Genomic DNA, 22,955 nt, shown 5'->3' with positions numbered 1-22,955 from the left:
TCACTCTTCCCGTTCTAACTTTTACCCAACTTAAGCCAACCCAGCCTGCTGTTCAATCCAGTTCCAAACAGCGTCTTTACCTTGTTTGGTCTCCGCCGAAAACTGAATATAAGCATCCTCTGGCGTCATATTAAGCCCTTTACGAATGCGACTTTCAGCTTGATTCCATTTACCGCGGGCAATTTTATCTGATTTTGTCGCCACAACGAGCATCGGAATATTATAATAACTCAACCATTCATGCATACTGATATCATCATCTGAGGGATCATGACGTGCATCCACTAGTAAAATCACACCGCGCAATCGATCTCGAGTACTCAAATACGTTTCGATCATTTGACCGTATTTTTCTCGAGCTGTTTTAGAAACTTTGGCAAATCCGTATCCAGGCACATCTACAAAGTAAACAGTAGATTCAACGTTATAAAAATTGAGAGTTTGTGTTTTCCCTGGTTGACTTGAAGTTCGGGCATACGCTTTACGGTTAATTAAAGTATTAATCAACGATGACTTGCCCACGTTTGAACGACCGGCGAGCGCAACCTCTGGTAAAGACCCCTTTGGGTATTGTTTTGGTGCCACCGCGCTGATCGTTAGCTCGACATCATGCACTTCCATGTAGAACGCTCCTTTATCGTGACCTGACCTTTTAATTGGTCACACGCTTTATAATTCAATGTGTCTATCATAGCATAGCAAACTCAGAATTTTGTGACGTTTTAATGACGTTAACCCGTGGGCTAAACAAAAAATGACGCCAGCCCGCAAGCTAACGCCATTCCTCTTCAACGCATTATTTTCGTAAGACTATGAGGCCTTTTCACTCTTTAAAACTAGGTCTGGTTGTGCATGCTTAGTGACCGTTTCCTTAGTGATAGCCACTTTTTCAACATCATCTCGACTTGGTAAGTCAAACATGATATCTCGCATAACTTCTTCCATGATCGACCGTAAACCACGAGCACCTGTATCACGTGCAATGGCCAACTTTGCCATTTCACGTAGCGCCGGATGCGTAAATTCAAGCTTTACGCCATCCAAACCGATGAGTTTCGTGTACTGTTTAACCAGCGCATTCTTCGGTTCCGTTAAAATACGAACCAAATCATCTTCATCTAGCTTTTCCAGTGCTGTAAGGATTGGTAAACGACCAATAAATTCTGGAATTAGCCCAAATTCCAACAGGTCTTCAGGAATCACGTGTTGCATGATGTCCTTATCAGTCATGTTGGCGACTTCATCCTTATTGGCAGAATCAGTACCGAAACCAATCGTCTTTTCGCCCAAACGGTTTTTCACGATGTTTTCGATACCATCAAACGCACCACCGACAATAAACAAAATATTCGTAGTGTCAATTTGAATGAACTCCTGTTGTGGATGTTTACGACCACCCTGCGGTGGAACATTAGCAATCGTACCTTCCAAAATCTTCAGCAAAGCCTGCTGAACACCTTCACCTGACACATCACGAGTAATAGAGACGTTTTCACTCTTTTTAGCAATCTTGTCGATTTCATCGATGTAAACAATGCCATGCTGGGCCCGTTCAACATCGTAATCTGCATTTTGCAACAGCTTCAACAGAATGTTCTCAACGTCTTCACCAACGTATCCTGCCTCGGTTAAAGTAGTCGCATCCGCAATTGCAAATGGGACATTCAAGATCTTGGCCAAACTTTGTGCCAGGTAAGTTTTACCCGAACCAGTTGGTCCAATAATACTGATATTACTCTTTTGCAATTCAGTACCGTCGTCTTCTGTACTCAAATCATTAATTCGTTTGTAATGGTTGTAAACAGCAACGGATAAAGTACGCTTTGCTTCACTCTGACCAATTACATACTGATCCAACGTTTTAACAATTTCCGCTGGTGTTGGTACATCCAATACTTGGCTAGCAGCGTCTTCAGCAAATTCTTCATCAATAATTTCTTTACACAGATCAATACATTCGTTACAAATGTATACGCCAGGTCCGGCAACAATCTTCTTTACTTGATCTTGTGACTTTCCACAAAATGAGCAAGTTACTGGACCATTAGGATCGGTATTATCAAACATTAGCACCCTCGCTCTCTTTTAATCCTAGGCTATCCATAAATTACATGGCACCTAAACTAGGAACATAATAGCAGATAATTAGAAAAACAGCTAATGACTTGCACTATTCTGTCGTTGACACAAAAGTGAGTAACCATTACTGGTCACTCACTTTCTGTAGGACAGTTATTAATGTAAGACGATATTACTTATCTTCTTTTTCGTCGTCAGACTTCTTAGCAGCTGCCTTTTTGGTTTCCTGCTTAGCGTTGTCAGCAATTAAGTCAACAGCCTTCTTAATGGCAATATCGTGCTTCAACATGTCAGGTGTCAAAGCAGAACGAACTGCTGATTCTTCCATGTTGTATTGGCCAGCAAGGTTCTTAACTTCACCGTCAACATCCTTGTCAGTTGCTTCGATCTTTTCAGCATCAACAACAGCTTCCAAAACAAGGTTAGTCTTAACACGACGTTCTGCATCAGGAGCAAATTGCTTGTGCAAGTCGTCTTCAGTAGTACCTGTAATCTTGTAGTAAGTTTCAGGGTTGATCCCTTGTTGAGCCATTTGAGCCAAGTACTGGTCCATTTGACGGTGAATATCTTCATCCATCATGGCGTCAGGAATCTTGCCGCCGATAACTTCAGCGTTGTCAACAGCCGCGTTGATAGCAGCATCTTCAACAGCATCGTGAGCGGCCGTCTTCTTTTCTTCCTTCAAACGGTCTTTAGTCTTAGCCTTTAATTCTTCAAGACTGTCAACGTCTTCGTCAACATCCTTGGCGAATTCATCATCCAAGTCAGGTAATTCCTTAGTCTTAACTTCGTGAATCTTAACATCGAAGACAGCTTCTTTACCTTGCAAGTCTTTTGCTTGGTAATCTTTAGGGAACGTAACCTTAACTTGAACATCTTCATCAGCCTTGTGACCGATTAATTGATCTTCGAAGCCAGGAATAAATGAGTTCGAACCTAATTCAAGGCTGTAGTTGTCGGCTTTACCACCATCGAAGTGGTTACCATCAACTGAACCGTCAAAGTCGATAACAACAGTATCGCCCTTTTCAGCGGCCTTGCCTTCTTTAAGTACCAATTCAGCTTGCTGTTGACGCATTTTTTCAAGTTCTTCATTAACTTGTTTAGCGGTAACAGTGGTGGATTGCTTAGGCACAGTAACACCCTTGTATTCACCCAACTTGATTTCTGGGGCAACAGTGACGTCAGCCTTCAAAACCCAGTCCTTACCTTTTTCCATACTCTTTACATCAACTTGTGGTTGATCAACTGGTGTAATACCAGCTTCTTCAACAGCTTTTGAGTAAGCGTCTGGCAAAACGATGTTCAACGCATCGTTGTAAAGTGATTCTTCACCGTACATCTGGTTAAAGATAGCGCGAGGAACTTTGCCCTTACGGAATCCAGGTACGTTTAATTGTTTCCGAGTTTTAGTGAAGGCTTGATCCAAACCCTTTTGGATCGTCTCGTTAGCGATTGAGAAAGTCAACTCGCCTTGGTTGCCTTCTTTTTTAGCAAATTCTGCTTTAGCGACCATTAAAAAATTCCTCCAGTTGAAGTTTGTCACCAAACTTCTGATAAATTGCATACGCCTAATAGTTTAACGTAACCACCCGCGAAAGTAAATAAATGTGCTAAAAAACACGTGTATCGAGAGGGATTAACTAGGATTATGTATAAAAAAAGTGCCTAGCCTAAGCTAAGCACTCGTGAATGTCATTAACTGACACTGATGAACATTTAGACAAAGTCTAAATTAGTCATCGATTTCAGAAACAACACCGGCACCAACAGTGTGTCCACCTTCACGAACAGTGAACTTAGTACCCTTTTCAATGGCAGCTGGTTCGATAAGTTCAACAGTGAACGTAACGTTATCACCAGGCATAACCATTTCAACACCATCAGGCAATTCGATAACACCAGTGATATCAGTGGTGTGGAAGTAGAATTGTGGACGGTAGTTTGAGAAGAATGGTGTATGACGACCACCTTCGTCTTTTGTCAGGATATAAACTTCACCCTTGAACTTCTTGTGCGTCTGGATTGAACCAGGAGCAGCAAGCACTTGACCACGGACAACTTGTTCACGGTCGATACCACGTAGCAAAGCACCAACGTTATCGCCGGCTTCACCTAAGTCAAGAGTCTTACGGAACATTTCAAGACCAGTAACAGTAGTCTTCAAAGTTTCGTCACGTAAACCAACGATTTCAACTTCGTCACCGACCTTGATAGTACCACGATCGATACGACCTGAAGCAACAGTACCACGACCAGTGATCGTAAATACGTCTTCAACAGGCATCAAGAAAGGCTTGTCCATGTCACGGTCTGGAGTTGGGATGTATTCATCAACAACGTCCATTAAGTGTAAGATAACCTTTTCTTGTTCTGGGTCGCCTTCCAAAGCCTTCAAAGCTGAACCACGGATAACAGGAATGTCGTCACCAGGGAAATCGTATTCGGAAAGCAATTCCCGAACTTCCATTTCAACAAGGTCAACTAATTCGTCATCGTCAACTAAGTCAGTCTTGTTTAAGAAGACAACGATATAGTTAACACCAACCTGACGAGCTAACAGAATGTGTTCACGCGTCTGTGGCATAGGACCATCAGTTGCGGCAACAACCAAGATAGCACCGTCCATTTGAGCGGCACCAGTGATCATGTTCTTAACGTAGTCCGCGTGTCCAGGAGCATCAATATGTGCATAGTGACGCTTTTCTGTTTCGTATTCAACGTGGGCAGTGTTGATCGTAATACCACGTTCACGTTCTTCAGGGGCAGCATCGATAGAAGCGTAATCTTGTTCCTTAGCTAATCCCTTTTCTGCTAATACCTTAGTAATAGCAGCAGTTAAAGTAGTCTTCCCATGGTCAACGTGGCCAATAGTACCAATGTTAACGTGGGGCTTAGTTCTTTCATAATGTTCTTTAGCCAAAATGAAAACCTCCAGTGTGTGATAGAAGAATGTCAGGTATGCCCTGACAAGTCTTTATAAAATAGTATACTACATCCTCGGTTGAGAACAAAATGAAAACACTGAGTTTTCATTGTCTCAGCCCAAGAATCCTTAAACATTATATATACTGCCATGACTTTTGTAAACACAAAAGCCACAAATTTTTAACAACGGCAGGCAGTTTCAGTCCATAAGTTCTTAGCCCTGATTATCATTAGCCAATAATTCAGCTGTTAATTTTTCCAGCCGCGACTGCCATGTTGCAATCTCGTCGGAACTATTAGATGGCTTTCCTTGATAAACTGCGATTAAATTATCCACCCACCCGTCTGCGTCAGTGACTACCCGACTAACAAACGGATAAGTTAACGTCAATTGCAACCGCACTTCCTGGCTCAACAGATTGTAAGCAACGGGATCTTTAGCCGCTAGCTTTTCCGTCAGTGATTGTTGTACTTGTTTGTATATTTGATCATCTTGTAACGAATTAAGTTGATTGGGAACCGCTGTATAACGTTTTTTATCCAGCCATTGAAATGTTACCGTGGTTTCTTCGTGCAACCGTTGGAAAACTTCCAAAATGCTAACAACAAATAGTGGATGCAAATAAGGATCGACCAGCAAATACTGTGCTCCCTGTTTGAATTCTGTTAACGGCAACTTTAGTGCGGCTTGAAAACGTCCCTGTTGTTCTGCCGCTGAATAGTCACTCATGTGGTAAAACTGCTTAGCAATCGTTGTCAGGGTCGCTTTTGTGTCCATACGAGCCTCATTTTCGGCCCCTTCAATCATCTCAAGACCCGTTTGTTTGAGTTTCTCATCATGGACACCCGCCACAATTTCATGAGCGAGAATGAATTCATGCACGCGCAACAATAACGTTAGTAAGAACCGGAAATCGGTTGCGGTGGTTAAATAACTATTCAAATAGTCATCCGCATAAGCACGTGCTCTCGAATATTCTTCATGTAGATATAGTGACTCAACCAATAAATGATTAATTTGTGGATCCTGAACTTCATTATAAATATTTTCTAACAAAGAAGCCGCCTGCGCGTAATCTTTGTCCTGATAAGCTTGATTAGCTTTATCAAACAATTCACGCTGGCGACCATTCAATGTGTCTTTCGACATAAATTACTCCTGTTCAGTTGCTTTTTTTGCTGTGTTTTTCTTTGTCCGGGCATGATGGGCGTGTTGGTTCACTTCCATGATCACCGGTAAGATAACTGGATGACGCTTGGTCTGATCAAATAAATAACGACCAAGATGTTCGCGCACGTCCTGCTTCAAATGGCCCCAGTCAAATTCTTTGTTATCCAAGTTATCTTGAACGGTTTTCGTGACCAATTCACTAGCCTCACGCATTAAATCACGACTAGCTTTCACGTAGACAAATCCTCGAGACGTCAGTTTAGGTTCGGCGACGATTTGTTTCTTCTTACGATCAATCGTGACCACTGCAATAAAGATACCATCTTCAGATAAAATCTTACGATCCCGAAGCACAATATTGCCAATATCACCGACGCCAATTCCGTCAATCATCGTATTGCCGACTTCAATGCTCTCTGCTAGATGCATTGGCGCCTCACCATTATAGATAAGTGAATCGCCACGTTGCGTTAAGAAGATATGGTCAGACGAAATACCCGTTTCTTCTGCCAACTTAGCATGCCGATTCAGAACCCGATACTCACCCTGAATTGGAATGAAATAATCCGGATGCATAAAGTTGATCATTAACTGTAAATCTGCTGGTGAACCATGACCGGATGACTGCAAACTATCGGAAATAGCTTGCACATGTGCGCCTGCACGGAAGATTAGATCACGTGTCTTAGCAACCGTTGTCTCCATTGCATGCGACGGTGTTGTTGTAATGAAAACCAGATCACCCTCACCAATTTTGACATAACGATCTTCACCCGTTGCCATTCTCTGAAGCGCCTTAATGGGTTCACCCATTCGGCCAGTTTCCAAGATAACGGTCTGCTCAGGTGATAAGGACTTCATGTTCTTGGGGTTAACCAACAGATCATCAGATGGCAGTTCCAACTTATCCAAGCGCATTGCTGTCCGCACAATTTTCTCCAAATCGTGACCCATTAATACAACCTTACGGTCAGTTGCAGCGGCGGCATCAAAAATCTGTTGCATTCGTAAAATGTTAGACGCAACACTGGCGACTACAATTCGACCTTCATGGGCAGCAAACTGGTCCTTAACGAAGTTAGCAATCTGGTTTTCGGTTGCTGATTCGCCATATTGTTCCGCTCCGGCTGAATCGCTTAATAAGGCAACGACGCCGTTCTTGCCAATTTCACCCAAACGAGCTAAATCGGTTTGATAAAAAGGCGCTGCAGTTTGATCAAACTTAAAATCTCCGGTATAAACAACTTGTCCAAGTGGTGTCTTAACATCAATTCCCAGGGATTCTGGAATACTGTGCGTCGTTTTAAAGAACGACACTGTTTCCTCTCCAAAATCGATTTCTGTATCAGCATCAACAACGTGAAAGTCGGTAAATTGCTTAGACTTTGGATCATTTTCGACATTTAACTTTGCCAATTCAATCGTTAGTTCTGAACCGAAAACAGGCACGTTAAATTCACTGACGAAGTATGGCAATGCGCCAATTGCGTCTGCATGCCCATGTGTCAAAAACACACCGACGATTTGGTCTGCGTGTTCCCGCAAATAATTCCAATCAGGAATGACGATATCAATTCCCAATAACTCATTTTCCGGATACTTTAACCCACAATCCAAAATAAAAATATCGCCATTAACTTCCAGCGCATACATGTTCTTTCCATTTTCGCGGACACCGCCAAACGGAATAATTCGAATTTGATTACTCAATTCATTCACCTCATATTAAAAATTTCTTTTTTGACTTAATTGTTTCTCTAACGGCCATCTTTAAGAATTCATTTTAACGGCTTGTCTATAGTTCGACCAAAATAACTATTCATCATTATTTTGATCTCGGTACGCAAGCAGCCTCACATCGCTATTAAGTTTGATGTGTTTAAAGGAGCGGCAACTCCACAAAAAAATTATATTAAAACAGCCTATTTTCTTCGGGACAATCAGTTACATGTAGCTTATCATATTCCATCTTAAAAGCCAATCAATTGCCCAGCTGACGGCTTCTCAAACCAGTCAGCGTTCTGACACAAATGTGAATAAACAAAAAAAGAGCCACCCACAATGGGTAGCCCTCCTCACACACTTCGGTCGAACAACGATTACCGACGAAGACCCAACTTTTGGATTAACGTCCGGTAACGTTCAATATCCGTGTTACGCAGGTAACGCAGTAAGTTACGACGATGACCAATCTTCTTTAACAAACCACGTTGTGAGTGGTAGTCGTGAGTGTGCACTTGTAAATGCGCATTCAATTGGTTGATGTCAGCTGTCAAAACTGCGATTTGAACTTCTGCAGAACCCGTGTCACCATCGTGACGTGCGTATTCTGAGATGATCTGATTCTTTTCTGCTTGTGTAATAGCCATGGATAAAATCCACCTTTCAAATATTGTCACCGCATACCGAGTCTACGCTAAGTGGTGGCGATAAACTAAGTAAGGGTCATGCTTTAGCACGGTTAATAGTTTATCTAATCACACCACCAATTGCAAGCAAAAGTACGCTACTCATGATGGGGTCAAGTGAATTTCCTTGACGCTTCTGCATTTATTTATTGCATTGGTCGTAAGCCTCTTGTATAATGATGACTGTTGAAATTTGTTTGACGTGGGTCAAACGCTCCGGAGGTGAAATTAATGCCAGTTACAAAATCAGCCATTGCACGTGTTAAGACTAACGAAATTGCCAAAGCACGTCGCACTGCTCAATTGAGCGAAGAACGGACTGCAGTTAAAAAGTTTGAAAAAGCTGTAACTGCTGGTGCAGACAACGTTGAAGAATTATACCGTTCCGCGAGCGCCGCAATTGACCACGCTTACTCAAAAGGTTTGATCAAGAAGAACAAGGCTTCACGTGACAAGTCACGTTTAGCTGCTCGCTTAGCAAAGTAAATTCTTAACCATCATCATTCGTGATGATGGTTTTTCTTTTGCATCTGTTTTACTCGACTCCCTTAATAACACAAAACGAGCCATTGTAATCAATTAATTTGATTGCAATGGCTCATTTTATTCATATCAAACTGAAGAAAATTACGCAGCTTGATTGGTAAACTGCAACATAAATAAATTAAAAAGCAATTCTGGATCGTCCTGTGTTTGCTTCAATTGCGTTTCAATATTGATTAACCCTAAAAAAGCGCGACTCAAATCACGTTGAGAAAAGTGACGATCGCTTTGCAAGGCCAATTTTACCCGGTATGGATGCACTTTTAGTTGACCTGCCAAAGAACCTTGACTCAATCCGCGGCTGGCCAGCACCTTCACCTGCAGCAACAAACGAAATTGACTAACTAAGACAGCGTTAATCCGTAGCGGCTCTTCTCCAGTTGCTAACAGATCATGGTACAAACCCACCGCCCGTTTAACATTTCGACCGAGGACCGCATTCACCAAATCAAAAACGTTGTCATCCAAAGATTGTGCCACTAAACCGGTAACCGCTGCCGTTGTCATTACATGATCTTGAACTGCAAATAACTCCAGTTTGGTTAGTGCAGCCATCATCAGCGACAAATCAGCACCAGTGCGCTGAATTAAAGTATCCAGTGCACCAGGACCGAACTTATAACCATCATGGTCTACCTGCTGCTCCACAAACTGACGTGCATCTCGTTCACTCAATGGCGATGCATCTACATTCACAGCAACCTTTTTCAGGGTTTTAACTAACTTCTTACGGTTATCAAGCTTATCGTATGGGGCGAAGAAAACTAGGATTGTAGTTGGCTCTGGGTGTTCAATGAATTTAAGTAAAGCATCTAAATCATGATCGACCTTCGATTTACTCTTTTCGCCTGTTAAAAAATAAGGTTCGTCGATTATAACCAGTCGATGCTCGCCAAAAAAAGGCATCGCCATCGCGTCATCAAGCGCCACGGCTACCGGCGTTTGCACCATGTCATAGCTACCAACATTCATTTGAGCCTGGTCCTCGGGAATGATTGCCTTAAATTGCTCTCGAATCTGATTAAGCAGGTACCGTTCAGTCCCCGTCACTAAATATAATGGCTGAACGTTTGAACCAGCCAATTGTCGTGTTAACTCCGCAATTTTCATCGTTGCCATTTCATTCCTTCCATCAAGTTACTCTTTACGCGTCGCAAGACGCTTTTTAATACGTTTGAACTCGTTCCACCATTATACCCTATTAAATTTCATTCAGCCCACAAACTAACGAGGCGAACCTGCAATCGGTGTGCGCGTCGGCAACATCGTCTGCCAATGGCCGTTACCAAGCCAATCATAGACATAGCTAATCATGCCAGCATCCGCGGTATTAACGGCTACAATATGATTCTGCGTCAGTGTCGTTAGTGTACTTTGTTTGGGATGCCCGTACCGATTTTCACGACCAGCCGAAATAATCCCCAATTTAGGCGCAACTTGTTTAATAAACAATGGGTCACTAGAGGTATCACTGCCATGATGACCTAGTTTCAACACATCGGTTGTCAGACTCGAATAATGTTGCAGAATTTCTCGTTCACCAGCCCGGTCCAAATCACCCATAAATAAAAAGCGAACACCATTCCTAATTGTGCCTAATGACACGGAATCCTCGTTTCCACCTGGTCCTGGATGAAACGGATGGTAAATGGTAAACGGAAAATTTTTAGGTTGTCGACCTGCAGTCAGCTCGATGACTCTGGTTTGCTTCAGATATGGGGCAATTTTCGCCTGAAACCCACGCGATTGGCGCATGCCCGCAGGAATTGTCAACGTATGAACTGTCATCAATTGCAATAGTCGGCCAACATCTCCGATATGATCGGCATCTTGATGACTGCAGTTTACATCGTCAATTTCACTGATACCACGGCTATGAAGGTAATTGACTGTCACGGCTTCAACATTGGTCATCCCCGGGAGAGTGCGTGCCCACAACGGTTTTGAAAACCCCACTTTGCCACCAGTATCAATTAACGAAACATGCCGATTAAATGGCGTTCTTAAAAGAATACTGTCGCCCTGACCAACATCAATAAACGAAACCTCACCATCCACCGGCCAACGAATCGTCACAAACGCCACTCCGTAAACTATCGCTAGTGCAATAAGCCACTTGCACCGAACTCGCGGCCGCCGTTCATCAATAGCCAACAGTGTCATCAGTAAACAAACCCATGTGAACAATGTCGAAAGATGTCCAAACGTAACCATTCCCGGTAATTGACCAAACCAGTTTGTCAAACCACTAAACACCATCAAAACCGTGTTAGTGATATTGGCAGCCCAATTCAATACGCCGCCTAAGCAGGCACCAATAATAACTAGTGGAAAAATGAACCAACCAAACAAGGGAATCACCAATAGATTTACAGGCGTGCTAAGAACATGAATTTGAAAAACAGTATGTAAAATCAATGGCAAGCTGACTAGATTCATTAACCACGTTTGCCACCACGTCTTTTCGACTGCGACATAGATCAACGCAAACGCCAGCAAGTAACTTAGTTGACCACCCAGTGTTAACAGAACCGCCGGTTGAAGCGTAACACCACCAATTAATGATAACGACCACATGTCCAAGCCACTTATTTGAGTCGATTGCTTATGATTAAGGAGTGGTTGGAGCAAACTAGCTTCACCAATAAGAATAGCGCGAATTAACGTGCCCGAACCACCAGCAATAATTGCATAAAACGGCAAGCCAATGGCCAATATTAGTTGTGAGTGCTCACGAAGGACGCCTAACCGTGCAAGGATAAATTGGCAAAGTGTGACTAGATACACAACATGCATACCGGAAATGCTAAATAAATGCAAAAGTCCCAACTGTTTTAGGCCACTATTCTGCGTGTAAAAATCATTAGCCGTCGCCCCAATAATCAGGTTACTTGCATACTCATTCAATGTGGTAGGCAACGTCGCAAAATACAGTAGTAACTGCTTACGCCAGTGATGCATTAAATCAATTGGCCACTGCCACGCTGTTTGACTCGGTTTCACAATGAACCACTGGGCCATTTTCATGCTGCCATGAATCCCCATTGCACGTAGTTGCGAACGGCGATCAAATTGCATACGGTTCCGTGGTCCTTCAAGTAAGTCGTTTGGACCATTTACCTGCCATTGTGTCGGTTGATCGATAACTTGCAATTGAGTCGCTTTTTTCTGGCTCGTTAAATGACCAAACGCACGGATCCGCTGACCTTCTTTTGTCACACCGATAATACTCACTGTATCGCCAGTAATCTGAATTTGATCTGGCTCTACCCGCAGACTAAGCTGACGCGTTGCGATTGTTGCCCACGTTTTCATATCGTACTGCACATTTTGATAGCTAAACCACACAGTTGCCAACACTGCGATGCCCATGAGCCAAAGTAAATTCGTTTTGCTGTGTCCTAAGTAAAGACACCGGATCAGCAAATAAATAATGCCAAATCCAGCCCACCAAAAACGACCGACAATCATTGCATTAATAAGACCGACAAGTAGCCCTAAGAAAATCCATGGCGGCCGGTTAGCAATGGTCATTGCTGAAGATGTGAATCGTCATCTTGAGCCGTTAAGTAGTCTGCAATGTGGAATTGTGTCAATGCATCTTCGGGAATGTTAATCTGCTTCACTTCAATATTTTTAAGGGACACTAGGTGCATTGCATATGGATCATTATGATAATTACGCAAATAATTAATCTTCGTGATGCCGGCTTGTAATAACATTTTAGTGCATTGCAAACACGGAAAATCGGTTACATAAATTTCAGCTCCATCAGTTGCAATCCCAAACTTCGCACATTGCAAAACGGCATTCATTTCTGCATGAATCGTCCTTAAACAATGTCCATCCACTAAATAATCACCAACATCAATACAATGATCATCACCTGATACAGAGCCATTATAACCGCCAGCGATAACGCGTTTATCGCGAACTAAAACAGCACCAACAGACAACCGCTGACAAGTACTGCGACTAGCCAACAACACCGCTTGCATCATAAAATATTGATCCCAGGGAACCCGTTTTTGATCTGCCATTATGTTACCTCCACCATTCATTAAATATATTTCATTAAGCGTATGCCAGTCTGTGTCTCACGACAAGCTTAAATGTGGTTTCAACTTTTGAACGGTTTTCTCACCAAATCCAGAAATTTGTTTTAAGTCGTCTAATGACTTAAAGCCGTTGTGTTCCGTTCTAAAGTCGATAATTTTCTGCGCCTTTTTATCACCTACTCCTGAAATTTTCGTTAACTGTTCTTTCGTCGCACTATTCAACCCAATTAGTGCATCAGCACTGTCGCCATCAACTGACGCCCCAGCAGTGCCAGCTGCGCCATTATCGCCTGCCGTGGCCGTACTCGTGGCACCATCCACACCACTGGCATTAGTTGTTGGCAACGCCTCGCCATGAGTGGGAATGTAAATCACCATTTGGTCATGTAATGTCTGCGCCTGATTAACTTGTTTACTATCAGCATCAGCCCGCAAACCACCTGCCCGTTCAATTGCGTTAATAACTCGCATATTGGTTTTAAACCGATACACACCTGGTTGATTAACGGCACCTTTTACCTCAACCACCGATTCAGTCTGTCCAACAGTCTTTTCCGAATTAACAGTGGCCGCACTTGCAGTTGTTTCTGGCCTGGTTGACCGCGTCGCTACCTTGGTTGTCGCATCGACTAGACCGGAGCTATCGGACTGAAATGAGGCCTGTGACGTGCCATTCATTGAACTGTTCGTGTCGTGGCGTTGATCATTAGGTTTTAATAGCTGAGCGCCAATCACGCCTACTGCAATCATGACAGCCAGACCACCCAACAACCAGCCTCGATATTGTCGCCAAGCATCTCGTAATGCCTCTCGCCATTCCATGATTTATCCTCCTGTTTACTAATGATATGTACCATACCCATAACATACGTAAACAAGCGTTATTTGTTCGTCAAACATAAAAAAGTCATCAGTTTTTTCAACCGATGACTTTATATCGAAATTATTTTACTTGTGTGTTTGTAAATATTTGACGGCCTGATCAAATGAGCTCACGGGAACAACTTTCATACCTGGTGCATATTTCTTTGCTGTTTCCTTTGCCAGTTGATAGTTCGTCTTGTGGCCTTCCTCATACTTCAAAACTTCCTTGCTTGGCTTGAGATATGGCGCAAAGAATACCTTAGCACCCGCCTTGTGAGCAGCCACAATTTTCTTATCAATTCCACCAATTTCACCAACGGAACCATCCGCATTAATGGTGCCAGTTCCAGCAATTTTTTGACCATGGCGTAAATTTTGATTAGTTAATTGCTGATAAATCTGCAAGCTAAACATCAAACCACCTGATGGGCCACCAATTTGCCCAGCATTAACTTCAACCGGAATTTTGGTGCTGACCTTAACATCGTCCGTCAGTGTAATGCCGATTCCAGACCGTCCATCTGGCAAACGAATTAAACCGGCCTTCGTTGTCCGCTCTTTGCCATTGTGTGTATACGTAATGGCAACTTTGTCCGATAGTTTACGTTTGGCCAACGCTTTTTGGTAACCAACAGAAGAATCATAATGCACACCATCAATCTTTGTAACGGTATCGCCGACCTGAATTTTGTGATAAAAGTGAGACGTTTTTGAGACATCCAAAACGTAGATCCCCAAGTATTGCCGCGTATACTGTTCATCGGCAGCTTTGTACGCCGTCGCAATGGCCTGATTAATGGCACTTTGCATGTAGAATCCCTGAACCTTGTTATAAGTCGTCTGATTCTCGCCGCCAGTTACTTCTTGCTCATTATAGATTGTCGCGTGTGGATCAACATGCGCCCACAACCAAGAAATTGGTGTCGCTTGTTGCTGATAAACAGAGGTAATCATAAAATCACCCTTACGCTTGTCTGGCTGTGTTGGCATCGTGACGAAATCGCGTAAGTTATCTGCCGTTCCGGGCGTTTCAATATACTGATTGAGCGGCAAAAACCGCATCACCAGAAGACCGATGATGACGATTGCACCACCAATCCACCAGCCCCAACGTCTCTTCTTCATCCAATTACCCCATCCAATTATTAATTCTTTTCTTGCCGTTCCTGTTGCCGTTTTTCCTGCAAATGGGTCCATACAACAGCTGGTACAAATGCTGAAACATCACCGTCAAAATGAACGATTTCTTTCAGAATACTGGAAGAAATTTGCGCATTCTCAGGTTTTGCTAACAAAAAGACAGACTCAACATCCTCCGCTAATGTGCGATTCATATTGGCAATGTCTCGTTCATAATTAAAATCCTGATCATTGCGTAACCCACGAATTAAAAAGGTCGCGTGGTGCTCATGCATAAACGTAACCGTTAATCCGCTGATTGTTTCAACATTAACATTTGGCAAACCTGCCGTGACAGCTTGAATCATACTAATTTTTTCTTCCACACTAAACAGTGTTCGTTTACCCGTATTAGTGCCAACGGCAACAATAAGTTGATCAAACATGCGACTAGCACGCTCAATGATATCAAAATGACCGTTTGTTAGTGGATCAAAACTACCTGGAAAAACCGCAATTCGTTTACTCATCTTCGCCGGTCTCCTTCTTTAATGCCTGATACCGATATACCATCACATCTGTAATGCCATAGTCCCGATGATGAGTTTGCGTAAATGCGCCAAAATTTTCTGGCAATTGAGCTTCCTGATTTGTTTCGGCGATCACCTGCGCGCCATCATTGAGTAATCCGTTTGCTGCCATGAAGTTGAGATTATCGATAATTTTCTGTTTTGCGTATGGCGGATCTAACAAAATTAGGTCAAATCGCTGTTCTTCTGCAACCAAGCGTTTGAGCACATTGTTAGCTTCACCTTTGATTACCGTAAACTGATCCGCTGATTTTGTAACCGCAATGTTGGCCTTAATGGTCTTAATTGCCTGGTACTGATGGTCAACCAACACAGCCTCAACCATACCGCGTGATACAGCTTCAATAGCCAAACCGCCTGATCCGGCAAATAGATCCAATACCCGACCACCGTCAAAATAAGGTCCAATCATACTGAACATGGCTTCTTTGACCTTGTCCGTAGTGGGACGCGTTAACGACCCTGGGACTGCTGATAACGGTCGTCCGCCAAACTCGCCTGCAACCACTCGCATTAATGTTCCTCCGTCGATTTTGTTGCCACTGAGCCTGAATGATCAGCAATCGTTTGGTCAGCGTCAGGGATGGCATCAGCCGCACCATCATTCTCCGTATGAGTCACGAAATTAGCGTTAACCCCTTCGCCAACAAACGGATCAATTTCAGGCCGTTCACTGACCATTACACGCCGAACAAAAGATAACTTGTTGATTGCTTGCTGATTTCGGCTAATGTCATCCTGATCCATGTAAATGACAACGTAGTGTAGCTTCTTTGAAATGTACTCAATATCACCGAACCGTCTAAGTTGCCGAACCTGACGCAAATTGCGCACAAACACATGCAGTGCCTGACGAGCTTGGGGCGCCAATTTTTCAGGCTCGTGATTAACGAAGGCATCAGCCAGATTAGCGCGAACGACGACCTCCTCAGATTTAGCAGGAACGGTTTGCCCGTCAGTCCTTTTTACAGGCGCCGTTGTTGAATTTTTCTCATGTTGAATTTCACTCTTTGAGTGATTCATCGATGAGTGCGTCGTTGTTCTGTTTCTGTGGGATCGAGAAACCGTCTTTTTTTGTTCTGAGTCGCGTTTTACACCATGTAAATTCGTCTTAACAGAATGTGATGCAGTAACCGTCTTTTCGGCTGTATGTACCTTATCCTGTCTCGAAGTTTGGTTAGGTTTACGTTGTGAACGACGACGGCGATGCTGACCTGCCGATCGATTTTGACGGCCGTCGTCACTTGTTGTTTTAACAGTTTTATCCTGTTTAGCACTAGGCCTTTGTTGCGCCTGTTTCTCTTCTTCATTAGCACTGTTATTAGGCTTATTGTTTCTTTGTTGATTTGATTTGGACCGACGACGTGGATGGTGATTATTGCGACGTGGCGCTTGTTTCTTTTTATCAGTTGAACCTTTTGAGCCGTTAACTTGGCCCGTTTGTTCCTCGCTCATAAAACGTCCTCCTTACCTCTTTTATTTCAATATTTTTCCATATGACATTTTCACAGCTATATATAATTCAGCTCATTTAACAGCTGCCTTTTCAGCACGTTCAGCCAGTTGTGCGCGCTTTTCACGGGCAGAAATATTTAAGAGAATGCCCATTGACATAGACAGCACTAACATAGATGAACCACCATAACTAATAAACGGCAAGGTCACCCCAGTGATAGGAAGCGCGCCAACGACACCGCCGACATTAAACAATGACTGCACGGTGATGAGCGCCGCAATGCCATAACAAACTAATGATTCATACATTGTAGATGCCCGCTTGCCAATTTGAATAGCCCGCCCAGCAATTGTTCCTAGCAGAGCGAGAATGACCAGCACTGCAATAACACCCAGCTCTTCACTGGTTACTGCCAAAATAAAATCAGTGTTAGGTTCTGGCAGATAGCCCATCTTTTGTATACTATTGCCCAAACCACGACCAAACAAACCGCCGTTACTAATCGCATAGTATGAATTAACAAGCTGTCGACCAACAGTTTTAATCGTCCCAAATGGATCTATAAAGGCTACAAACCGTTGCAATTGATAATGCTTAGTCCACATTGGCGAGTTTAAGTTTGTGTGTGACAAAAAGCCTAACATTGCCAAATAGCCAATGAACAGAACACCAACAATTTCGGTAGGCACATTATGTTTATTACCACTACTCAGCATCATGATCAAAATAATAAACCAATCAATCGCTGCACCACCAGTGTCTGGCTGCATCAGGACTAAACCAATCATGATAGCAAACAAAATTAACGGTGCACGCATCGTATGCCAATAACGTTCCTCTAAACTAACCTGATGTGAATCCATATAATGGGCCAAGAAAAGCACAATATAAAGTTTTAAAAACTCTTCAGGTTGAATGTTTACTGGGCCCAAATTAATCCAGCCCTTGGCCCCGTTGATTCTCGCACCGATAACCAACACAATCAACACCAAACCTAACATGACAAATGTCGCAATTTCCACGTAGGATCGCCGTCTTAACACTGATAGGCGTAGCCAATAAAAAAATGCGGCTAAGAAAAGCCCAATAATTACGTATGCGGTCTGTTTAATCAAGTATCCGTTTGGGGTACTACCGTTACTGAGAGCCACATTCGCACTAGCTGAATACACCATCACGATACCAACCAGGCTGAGAACGATGTACGGAATTAAAATATAGTAATCAAGAATCTTAAACTTTTTCACATCGTTTTCCTCACAAAAAAATTCTTTTCATATTATAGCATACGCTCACGTCTGCTTTACCGACAAGCCAATCATCTACGGTTTTTATTTAACATTTAGCTGCATGATGAGCATTTAGTAAGATGTTAATTGGAAATACCTCCATCGAGACCAGGATTCACCCGCGCAGAACCTCAATTTTTTATATAGGATTACTAGTCATAATTAGCGTTTCATAAGTCACCCCATAATGCTAAGTTTTGTCAGTAGCAGTACCGCGAGATTAAAAAAAGCCCTGTCGCATGGACAAGGCTTTGAAAAACGAATTTAGTTGTCGCGGGCAGCAGCCTTACGACGCTTAGAAGCTTTTTCACGTGCGTTTGTTTCCAAAATTTGTTTCCGCAAACGAACGTGTTCAGGTGTGATTTCACAATATTCGTCTTCGTTCAAGAATTCGAGTGATTCTTCAAGTGTCAAGTGTGTTGGCGTCTTGATTGTCGCAGTCATATCCTTGTTTGAAGAACGAACGTTAGTCATGTTCTTACCCTTGGTAACGTTGACAGAAATGTCGTTTTCACGGCTGTTCTGACCAACAATCATCCCTTCGTACACAGTGGTACCAGGATCGATGAACAACTGACCACGACCTTCAACACCCATCATGGCATACGTAGTTGCAGTACCTTGGTTAATTGAAACCAAGGTCCCGTTCCGACGGCCAGGGTTCCAGTTTTTAATAACTGGCATGTACTTGTCGAAGGTATGGTTCATAATCCCGTAACCACGCGTCATGGATAAGAAATCAGTTGAGTAACCGATTAAACCACGTGAAGGCGCCAAGAACTCTAAACGAGTTTGACCATTACCTGTGTTTTCCATGTTCTTCATTTCACCCTTGCGTTGAGACAAGGAGTCAATGATGGAACCGGCGTATTCTTCGGGTGTGTCAATTTGAACGGCTTCAAATGGTTCTTCCATCGTACCGTCAATTTCACGATAGATAACTTCTGGACGTGAAGCTTGTAATTCATAACCTTCACGACGAAGAGTCTCAATCAAAATTGATAAGTGTAATTCACCACGACCAGAAACCATCCATGCATCTGGTTCGTCGGTGTCTTCAACACGTAATGAAACATCAGTGTGCAATTCCTGCTTCAAACGTGATTCCAGCTGACGAGTTGTCACAAACTTACCTTCTTGACCAGCAAGTGGTGAGTCGTTCGTCCGGAATAACATTTGCAGAGTTGGTTCATCAATCCGCAAAACAGGCAATGCTTCTTGGTGATCCTGTGGCGTCACAGTTTCACCAACGTTGATTTCTTCCATCCCAGACACGGCGATCAAGTCACCAGCCTTGGCTTCGTTAACTTCAACTCGTTGCAAACCAAGGAAACCATATAAGGTCGTTACACGGAAGTTCTGTGTTGAACCGTCCAGCTTCATAACAGTAACGTTATCGCCGACCTTGATCTTTCCACGGAAAATCCGGCCAATTCCGATACGACCAACGAAATCGTTGTAGTCCAATAAAGCAACTTGGAACTGCAAAGGTTCGTCTTCGTTATCGATTGGTGCTGGAATCGTCTTTAAAATGGTATCAAAGATTGGTTTCATCGTGTGTTCTTGCGTAGACAGGTCTGAATCGTATGAAGAAGTCCCGTTCATAGCAGAAGCATAAACAACTGGGAATTCCAATTGGTCTTCGTCCGCACCAAGTTCGATGAACAAATCAAGCACTTCGTCAACGACTTCTTCAGGGCGAGCACCTGGACGGTCCACCTTGTTGATGACAACGATTGGTGTCAAGTGTTGTTCCAATGCCTTTTTAAGCACGAAACGTGTTTGTGGCATGGTTCCTTCATAGGCATCCACAACCAATAACACACCATCAACCATCTTCATAACACGTTCAACTTCACCACCGAAGTCCGCGTGTCCTGGTGTATCCAAGATGTTGATCTGCTTGTCACCGTACTTAACGGCCGTGTTCTTTGACAGGATCGTGATTCCACGTTCCTGTTCGATTGCGTTCGTATCCATTGCACGATCCGCGATTTCCGTGTGGGAATCCAGCGTATCGGATTGCTTCAATAATTCGTTAACTAAAGTTGTTTTACCATGGTCAACGTGGGCAATGATAGCAATGTTACGAATATCGTCTCTAGTTTTCAAAGTGTAACTTCCCTTCGTTTCAAATAACTTAAAATTAATCGGTAGCGCGCGCCCTTATACAAGGCGTAAAAAAACTGTGACTCCTCGTTAACTCGTGTCACAGTCCGACATTACGCGGTTTGCATGGCAACAATAGCTTTTTGTGCCTGCTTCGTAGCTACTAATACAACGCCATATGATAGCACAGTCGGCGTTTGACCGTCAACTGTGGACACTACTAAACCAAGTTCTTCTGCTAAAATTTTTCCTGTCGCAAAATCCCAAGGTCTTAAATATGAGATATAGCACACTTGCTGACCGCGTAAGACTTTAGTGAAAGCGATGCCTGCACTGCCAACGATTCGCATCCCTAAACTTGCCGCCGCAATCGCCTGCATATGATCCACATCGTGAGTAACTAGTGGACCGGATAACGCTGCTAAGCCCTCACTTAACGGTAAATTGGCAGGAGCTGTCATTTTATCATCATTGAGCCAAACACCTAGCCCTTTAGCGCCATGAAATAACCGGTTACCCATGACATCACACAACCACGCAGCCTGACCCACACCGTCGATGTAAAGTGACAACATAATGGCAAAATCATCCCGTTGTTTGACAAAGTTCATCGTGCCGTCCAGCGGATCAATGATCCACAACCGCCCTTTGTCATCTTGAACATCATCGCCAAGTCCCTCTTCGCCGAGAATGCGTGCGGTCGGATCTGATTCGCGAATGTGAGCCACGAATCGTTGTTCATTTTCTTTATCGACTTGCGTAACCAAATCACGTCGACCAGACTTTTGTTCAACGTTTAGCGGTTCATGGAAGTGCTCTAAAATATTAGCCTTCGCCTCATCGATCCAAGCCGTGACCTGTGCATTCCACTTTTGATACGTTGCTTCTTGCATCCAATTGTTCCTTTCTGCATTTTTACACTAAATATTTTTCAAAATGTCGCTTACTCAATTCGTAGCCGTTTGCGAGAACTGCTCTGAGCTTGTTTAATTGTCGCGTAAATACTGACGCCAGCCTGTTTTTCAAACTGCCGATCTAACTGACGGCGTTGACCTTTTGATGGCATCATTTGCTTAAACGCGTCGTACGCTGCCAATAATTTTTCCCGGTCAACACCGGTCTCATTGGCTTCCAAAACTAATTCGTATAAACGAGTGGCAACAACAATCTCTTGACGAGACCATTGTTCGTCCAACGGTAAATCAATGTTCGTCTTCATCGTCGTCCTCTTCCAAACTTCCCTTTTCAATCGCCAATGTAGTATCACGAACTTGACTACCAATTTCGTCTAATTGACGTTGCTCCAAATCAGAATAACTTACATCAACGAGTTTTGAAACCCCAGCTGCATTGACACGGACTGGCGTGCTGAGTGGTGTCACTCGTTCTTCAGTAATCGTCAACAAGTTTGTTAAAGAACCGATAAACGGACGATCGAAAAAGATTCCATTTAAAATTTTAATTACTGCCTGTGCGCGCAGTGCATCATTAGTCGAAATAGCAGTTGCATTCAACTGCTGTTCAATCTCGCCTAATTCAGCAGCGTCAAAGTTAATATCCTCATTTGCCATCAGTGAAAGCACTGGTGCCGGTCCGACTGTTGATCGGCTCCAAGCAATCAAGTGATCATTGGCAATTCCCACTACGTAGGCATGCAAACTATCAAGCGGCACATTAAATGTTCGCGCTAAAGTGTTATTTAAAATCGTTGTGTGGGCTAATGTCCCAACACCAATGCAGTTGCTGACGCCAACACCGGAAAACTTCTGGGCAAAGTATGTCAACAAATCGTCATACTGACTGGCGACAATCATCTTCCCCTTAAAGCCTTGTGCCATCGCCTCACGAATGAAGTTTCGCAAACGAGGCATTACGACGCTCAACGCATCATCGCGTTCCGCTCCAGCTTCCATCTGCGCAATATCACCGAAAATAATCGCATCCGCTGTCACTAGATCAGTTTGTGTTGCAATTTTAACGTTCAAATTCGTGCAGCCTTCAGCAGCCACCTGTGTATCCGCATAAAGCTGATCAGCAGCAACATCCCCAGAATCCATAACAGCCATGCCAATTGGTAAATCCAACGCGATTAAACTGGATAACAATAATTGATTAAATCTCCCGGTCCCATATAGCACTACATTTGGCTTCATTAACAGACCATCCCTCTTGACTCAAACGTATTAGGTACAGCAACAAATATGCGTTTGACTCAATTAATTGAAATATTAGTTTATGTTTACCACAATTTTACCCAAGCGGCTCCGAATATCAAGTAAATCAGTGCATGAGGCCGTAATTGCACTACACAATCCACAAAATTGGTGAGCACAATCAGTCG

At 43.2% G+C, this 22,955-nt stretch carries 21 protein-coding genes; 1 reads left to right on the top strand and 20 read right to left on the bottom strand.

The genetic code is table 11. The annotated features are described in order from the left end of the window. Positions 1 to 30: 30 nt before the first annotated feature. From yihA to rpsO, 7 genes are all read right to left on the bottom strand, one after another. A complete protein-coding gene (yihA, locus tag LDK34_RS05245) occupies positions 31 to 621 on the bottom strand; it encodes a ribosome biogenesis GTP-binding protein YihA/YsxC (protein ID WP_178942409.1) in 591 nt (196 codons plus the stop codon). Positions 622 to 810: 189 nt separating this feature from the next. Next, positions 811 to 2,067, bottom strand: a complete 1,257-nt coding sequence (clpX, locus tag LDK34_RS05240; RefSeq protein WP_017262022.1) for an ATP-dependent Clp protease ATP-binding subunit ClpX — start codon at positions 2,065 to 2,067, stop codon at positions 811 to 813. Between the two features lie 184 nt (positions 2,068 to 2,251). After that, positions 2,252 to 3,595 (bottom strand): trigger factor, encoded by a 1,344-nt coding sequence (gene tig / locus LDK34_RS05235; protein ID WP_178942408.1) that lies wholly within the window; start codon positions 3,593 to 3,595, stop codon positions 2,252 to 2,254. 219 nt (positions 3,596 to 3,814) lie between these two features. Beyond that, the gene (gene tuf, locus LDK34_RS05230) at positions 3,815 to 5,002 is read right to left on the bottom strand and encodes an elongation factor Tu (protein WP_017262024.1); all 1,188 of its coding nucleotides are present in this window, start codon (positions 5,000 to 5,002) and stop codon (positions 3,815 to 3,817) included. A gap of 219 nt (positions 5,003 to 5,221) precedes the next feature. Then, complete coding sequence (locus tag LDK34_RS05225) at positions 5,222 to 6,157, bottom strand: outer membrane protein assembly factor BamD (RefSeq protein ID WP_236941544.1); 936 nt, start codon at positions 6,155 to 6,157, stop codon at positions 5,222 to 5,224. Between the two features lie 3 nt (positions 6,158 to 6,160). Further along, positions 6,161 to 7,888, bottom strand: a complete 1,728-nt coding sequence (locus tag LDK34_RS05220) for a ribonuclease J (RefSeq protein ID WP_178942406.1) — start codon at positions 7,886 to 7,888, stop codon at positions 6,161 to 6,163. Positions 7,889 to 8,277: 389 nt separating this feature from the next. Then, on the bottom strand, positions 8,278 to 8,547 hold the full coding sequence (gene rpsO, locus LDK34_RS05215; RefSeq protein WP_017262027.1) for a 30S ribosomal protein S15: 270 nt from the start codon (positions 8,545 to 8,547) through the stop codon (positions 8,278 to 8,280). 270 nt (positions 8,548 to 8,817) lie between these two features. On the opposite strand from rpsO, the gene rpsT reads away from it, so the two are divergent. Continuing rightward, a complete protein-coding gene (rpsT, locus tag LDK34_RS05210; RefSeq protein ID WP_017262028.1) occupies positions 8,818 to 9,072 on the top strand; it encodes a 30S ribosomal protein S20 in 255 nt (84 codons plus the stop codon). A 141-nt stretch (positions 9,073 to 9,213) separates the two neighbouring features. Here the strand turns inward: rpsT and holA are convergent, their stop codons facing one another. The 13 genes from holA to LDK34_RS05145 all read right to left on the bottom strand — a co-directional run bounded on the left by holA (position 9,214) and on the right by LDK34_RS05145 (position 22,767). Beyond that, positions 9,214 to 10,239, bottom strand: a complete 1,026-nt coding sequence (gene holA / locus LDK34_RS05205; RefSeq protein WP_178943459.1) for a DNA polymerase III subunit delta — start codon at positions 10,237 to 10,239, stop codon at positions 9,214 to 9,216. Between the two features lie 114 nt (positions 10,240 to 10,353). After that, a complete protein-coding gene (locus tag LDK34_RS05200; protein WP_236941543.1) occupies positions 10,354 to 12,663 on the bottom strand; it encodes a DNA internalization-related competence protein ComEC/Rec2 in 2,310 nt (769 codons plus the stop codon). Beyond that, positions 12,660 to 13,169 (bottom strand): ComE operon protein 2, encoded by a 510-nt coding sequence (locus LDK34_RS05195; RefSeq protein WP_178942404.1) that lies wholly within the window; start codon positions 13,167 to 13,169, stop codon positions 12,660 to 12,662. The genes LDK34_RS05200 and LDK34_RS05195 overlap by 4 nt, the downstream gene beginning before the upstream one ends. 57 nt (positions 13,170 to 13,226) lie before the next feature. Beyond that, entirely contained in the window at positions 13,227 to 14,009 is a 783-nt protein-coding gene (locus tag LDK34_RS05190) for a ComEA family DNA-binding protein (RefSeq protein ID WP_178942403.1), read from the bottom strand. Between the two features lie 126 nt (positions 14,010 to 14,135). After that, on the bottom strand, positions 14,136 to 15,176 hold the full coding sequence (locus tag LDK34_RS05185) for a SepM family pheromone-processing serine protease (protein WP_178942402.1): 1,041 nt from the start codon (positions 15,174 to 15,176) through the stop codon (positions 14,136 to 14,138). A 20-nt stretch (positions 15,177 to 15,196) separates the two neighbouring features. Next, positions 15,197 to 15,700, bottom strand: coding sequence for a pantetheine-phosphate adenylyltransferase (gene coaD, locus LDK34_RS05180; RefSeq protein ID WP_178942401.1), 504 nt, complete (start codon positions 15,698 to 15,700; stop codon positions 15,197 to 15,199). Further along, a complete protein-coding gene (rsmD, locus tag LDK34_RS05175; protein WP_178942400.1) occupies positions 15,693 to 16,274 on the bottom strand; it encodes a 16S rRNA (guanine(966)-N(2))-methyltransferase RsmD in 582 nt (193 codons plus the stop codon). The genes coaD and rsmD overlap by 8 nt, the downstream gene beginning before the upstream one ends. Then, positions 16,274 to 17,215 carry a YlbG family protein gene (locus LDK34_RS05170; RefSeq protein WP_178942399.1) on the bottom strand — a complete coding sequence of 314 codons (942 nt, stop codon included), beginning with the start codon at positions 17,213 to 17,215 and terminating at the stop codon, positions 16,274 to 16,276. The genes rsmD and LDK34_RS05170 overlap by 1 nt, the downstream gene beginning before the upstream one ends. Positions 17,216 to 17,287: 72 nt before the next feature. Next, entirely contained in the window at positions 17,288 to 18,463 is a 1,176-nt protein-coding gene (locus LDK34_RS05165; protein ID WP_236941542.1) for an FtsW/RodA/SpoVE family cell cycle protein, read from the bottom strand. A gap of 306 nt (positions 18,464 to 18,769) precedes the next feature. Further along, positions 18,770 to 20,617, bottom strand: a complete 1,848-nt coding sequence (gene typA, locus LDK34_RS05160; protein ID WP_017262038.1) for a translational GTPase TypA — start codon at positions 20,615 to 20,617, stop codon at positions 18,770 to 18,772. 110 nt (positions 20,618 to 20,727) lie between these two features. After that, on the bottom strand, positions 20,728 to 21,507 hold the full coding sequence (locus LDK34_RS05155) for an inositol monophosphatase family protein (protein WP_178942397.1): 780 nt from the start codon (positions 21,505 to 21,507) through the stop codon (positions 20,728 to 20,730). A 50-nt stretch (positions 21,508 to 21,557) separates the two neighbouring features. After that, on the bottom strand, positions 21,558 to 21,833 hold the full coding sequence (locus LDK34_RS05150) for a UPF0223 family protein (RefSeq protein WP_178942396.1): 276 nt from the start codon (positions 21,831 to 21,833) through the stop codon (positions 21,558 to 21,560). After that, positions 21,817 to 22,767: a Rossmann-fold NAD(P)-binding domain-containing protein gene (locus LDK34_RS05145; RefSeq protein ID WP_178942395.1), complete on the bottom strand. Its 951-nt coding sequence runs from the start codon at positions 22,765 to 22,767 to the stop codon at positions 21,817 to 21,819. The genes LDK34_RS05150 and LDK34_RS05145 overlap by 17 nt, the downstream gene beginning before the upstream one ends. Positions 22,768 to 22,955: the final 188 nt, after the last annotated feature.

The sequence above is a fragment of the Furfurilactobacillus milii genome, assembly GCF_021654115.1.
Lineage (GTDB): Bacteria > Bacillota > Bacilli > Lactobacillales > Lactobacillaceae > Furfurilactobacillus > Furfurilactobacillus milii.
The sequence above is the reverse complement of the archived record's forward strand: the minus strand, read 5'-3'. Positions and strand labels throughout refer to the sequence as shown.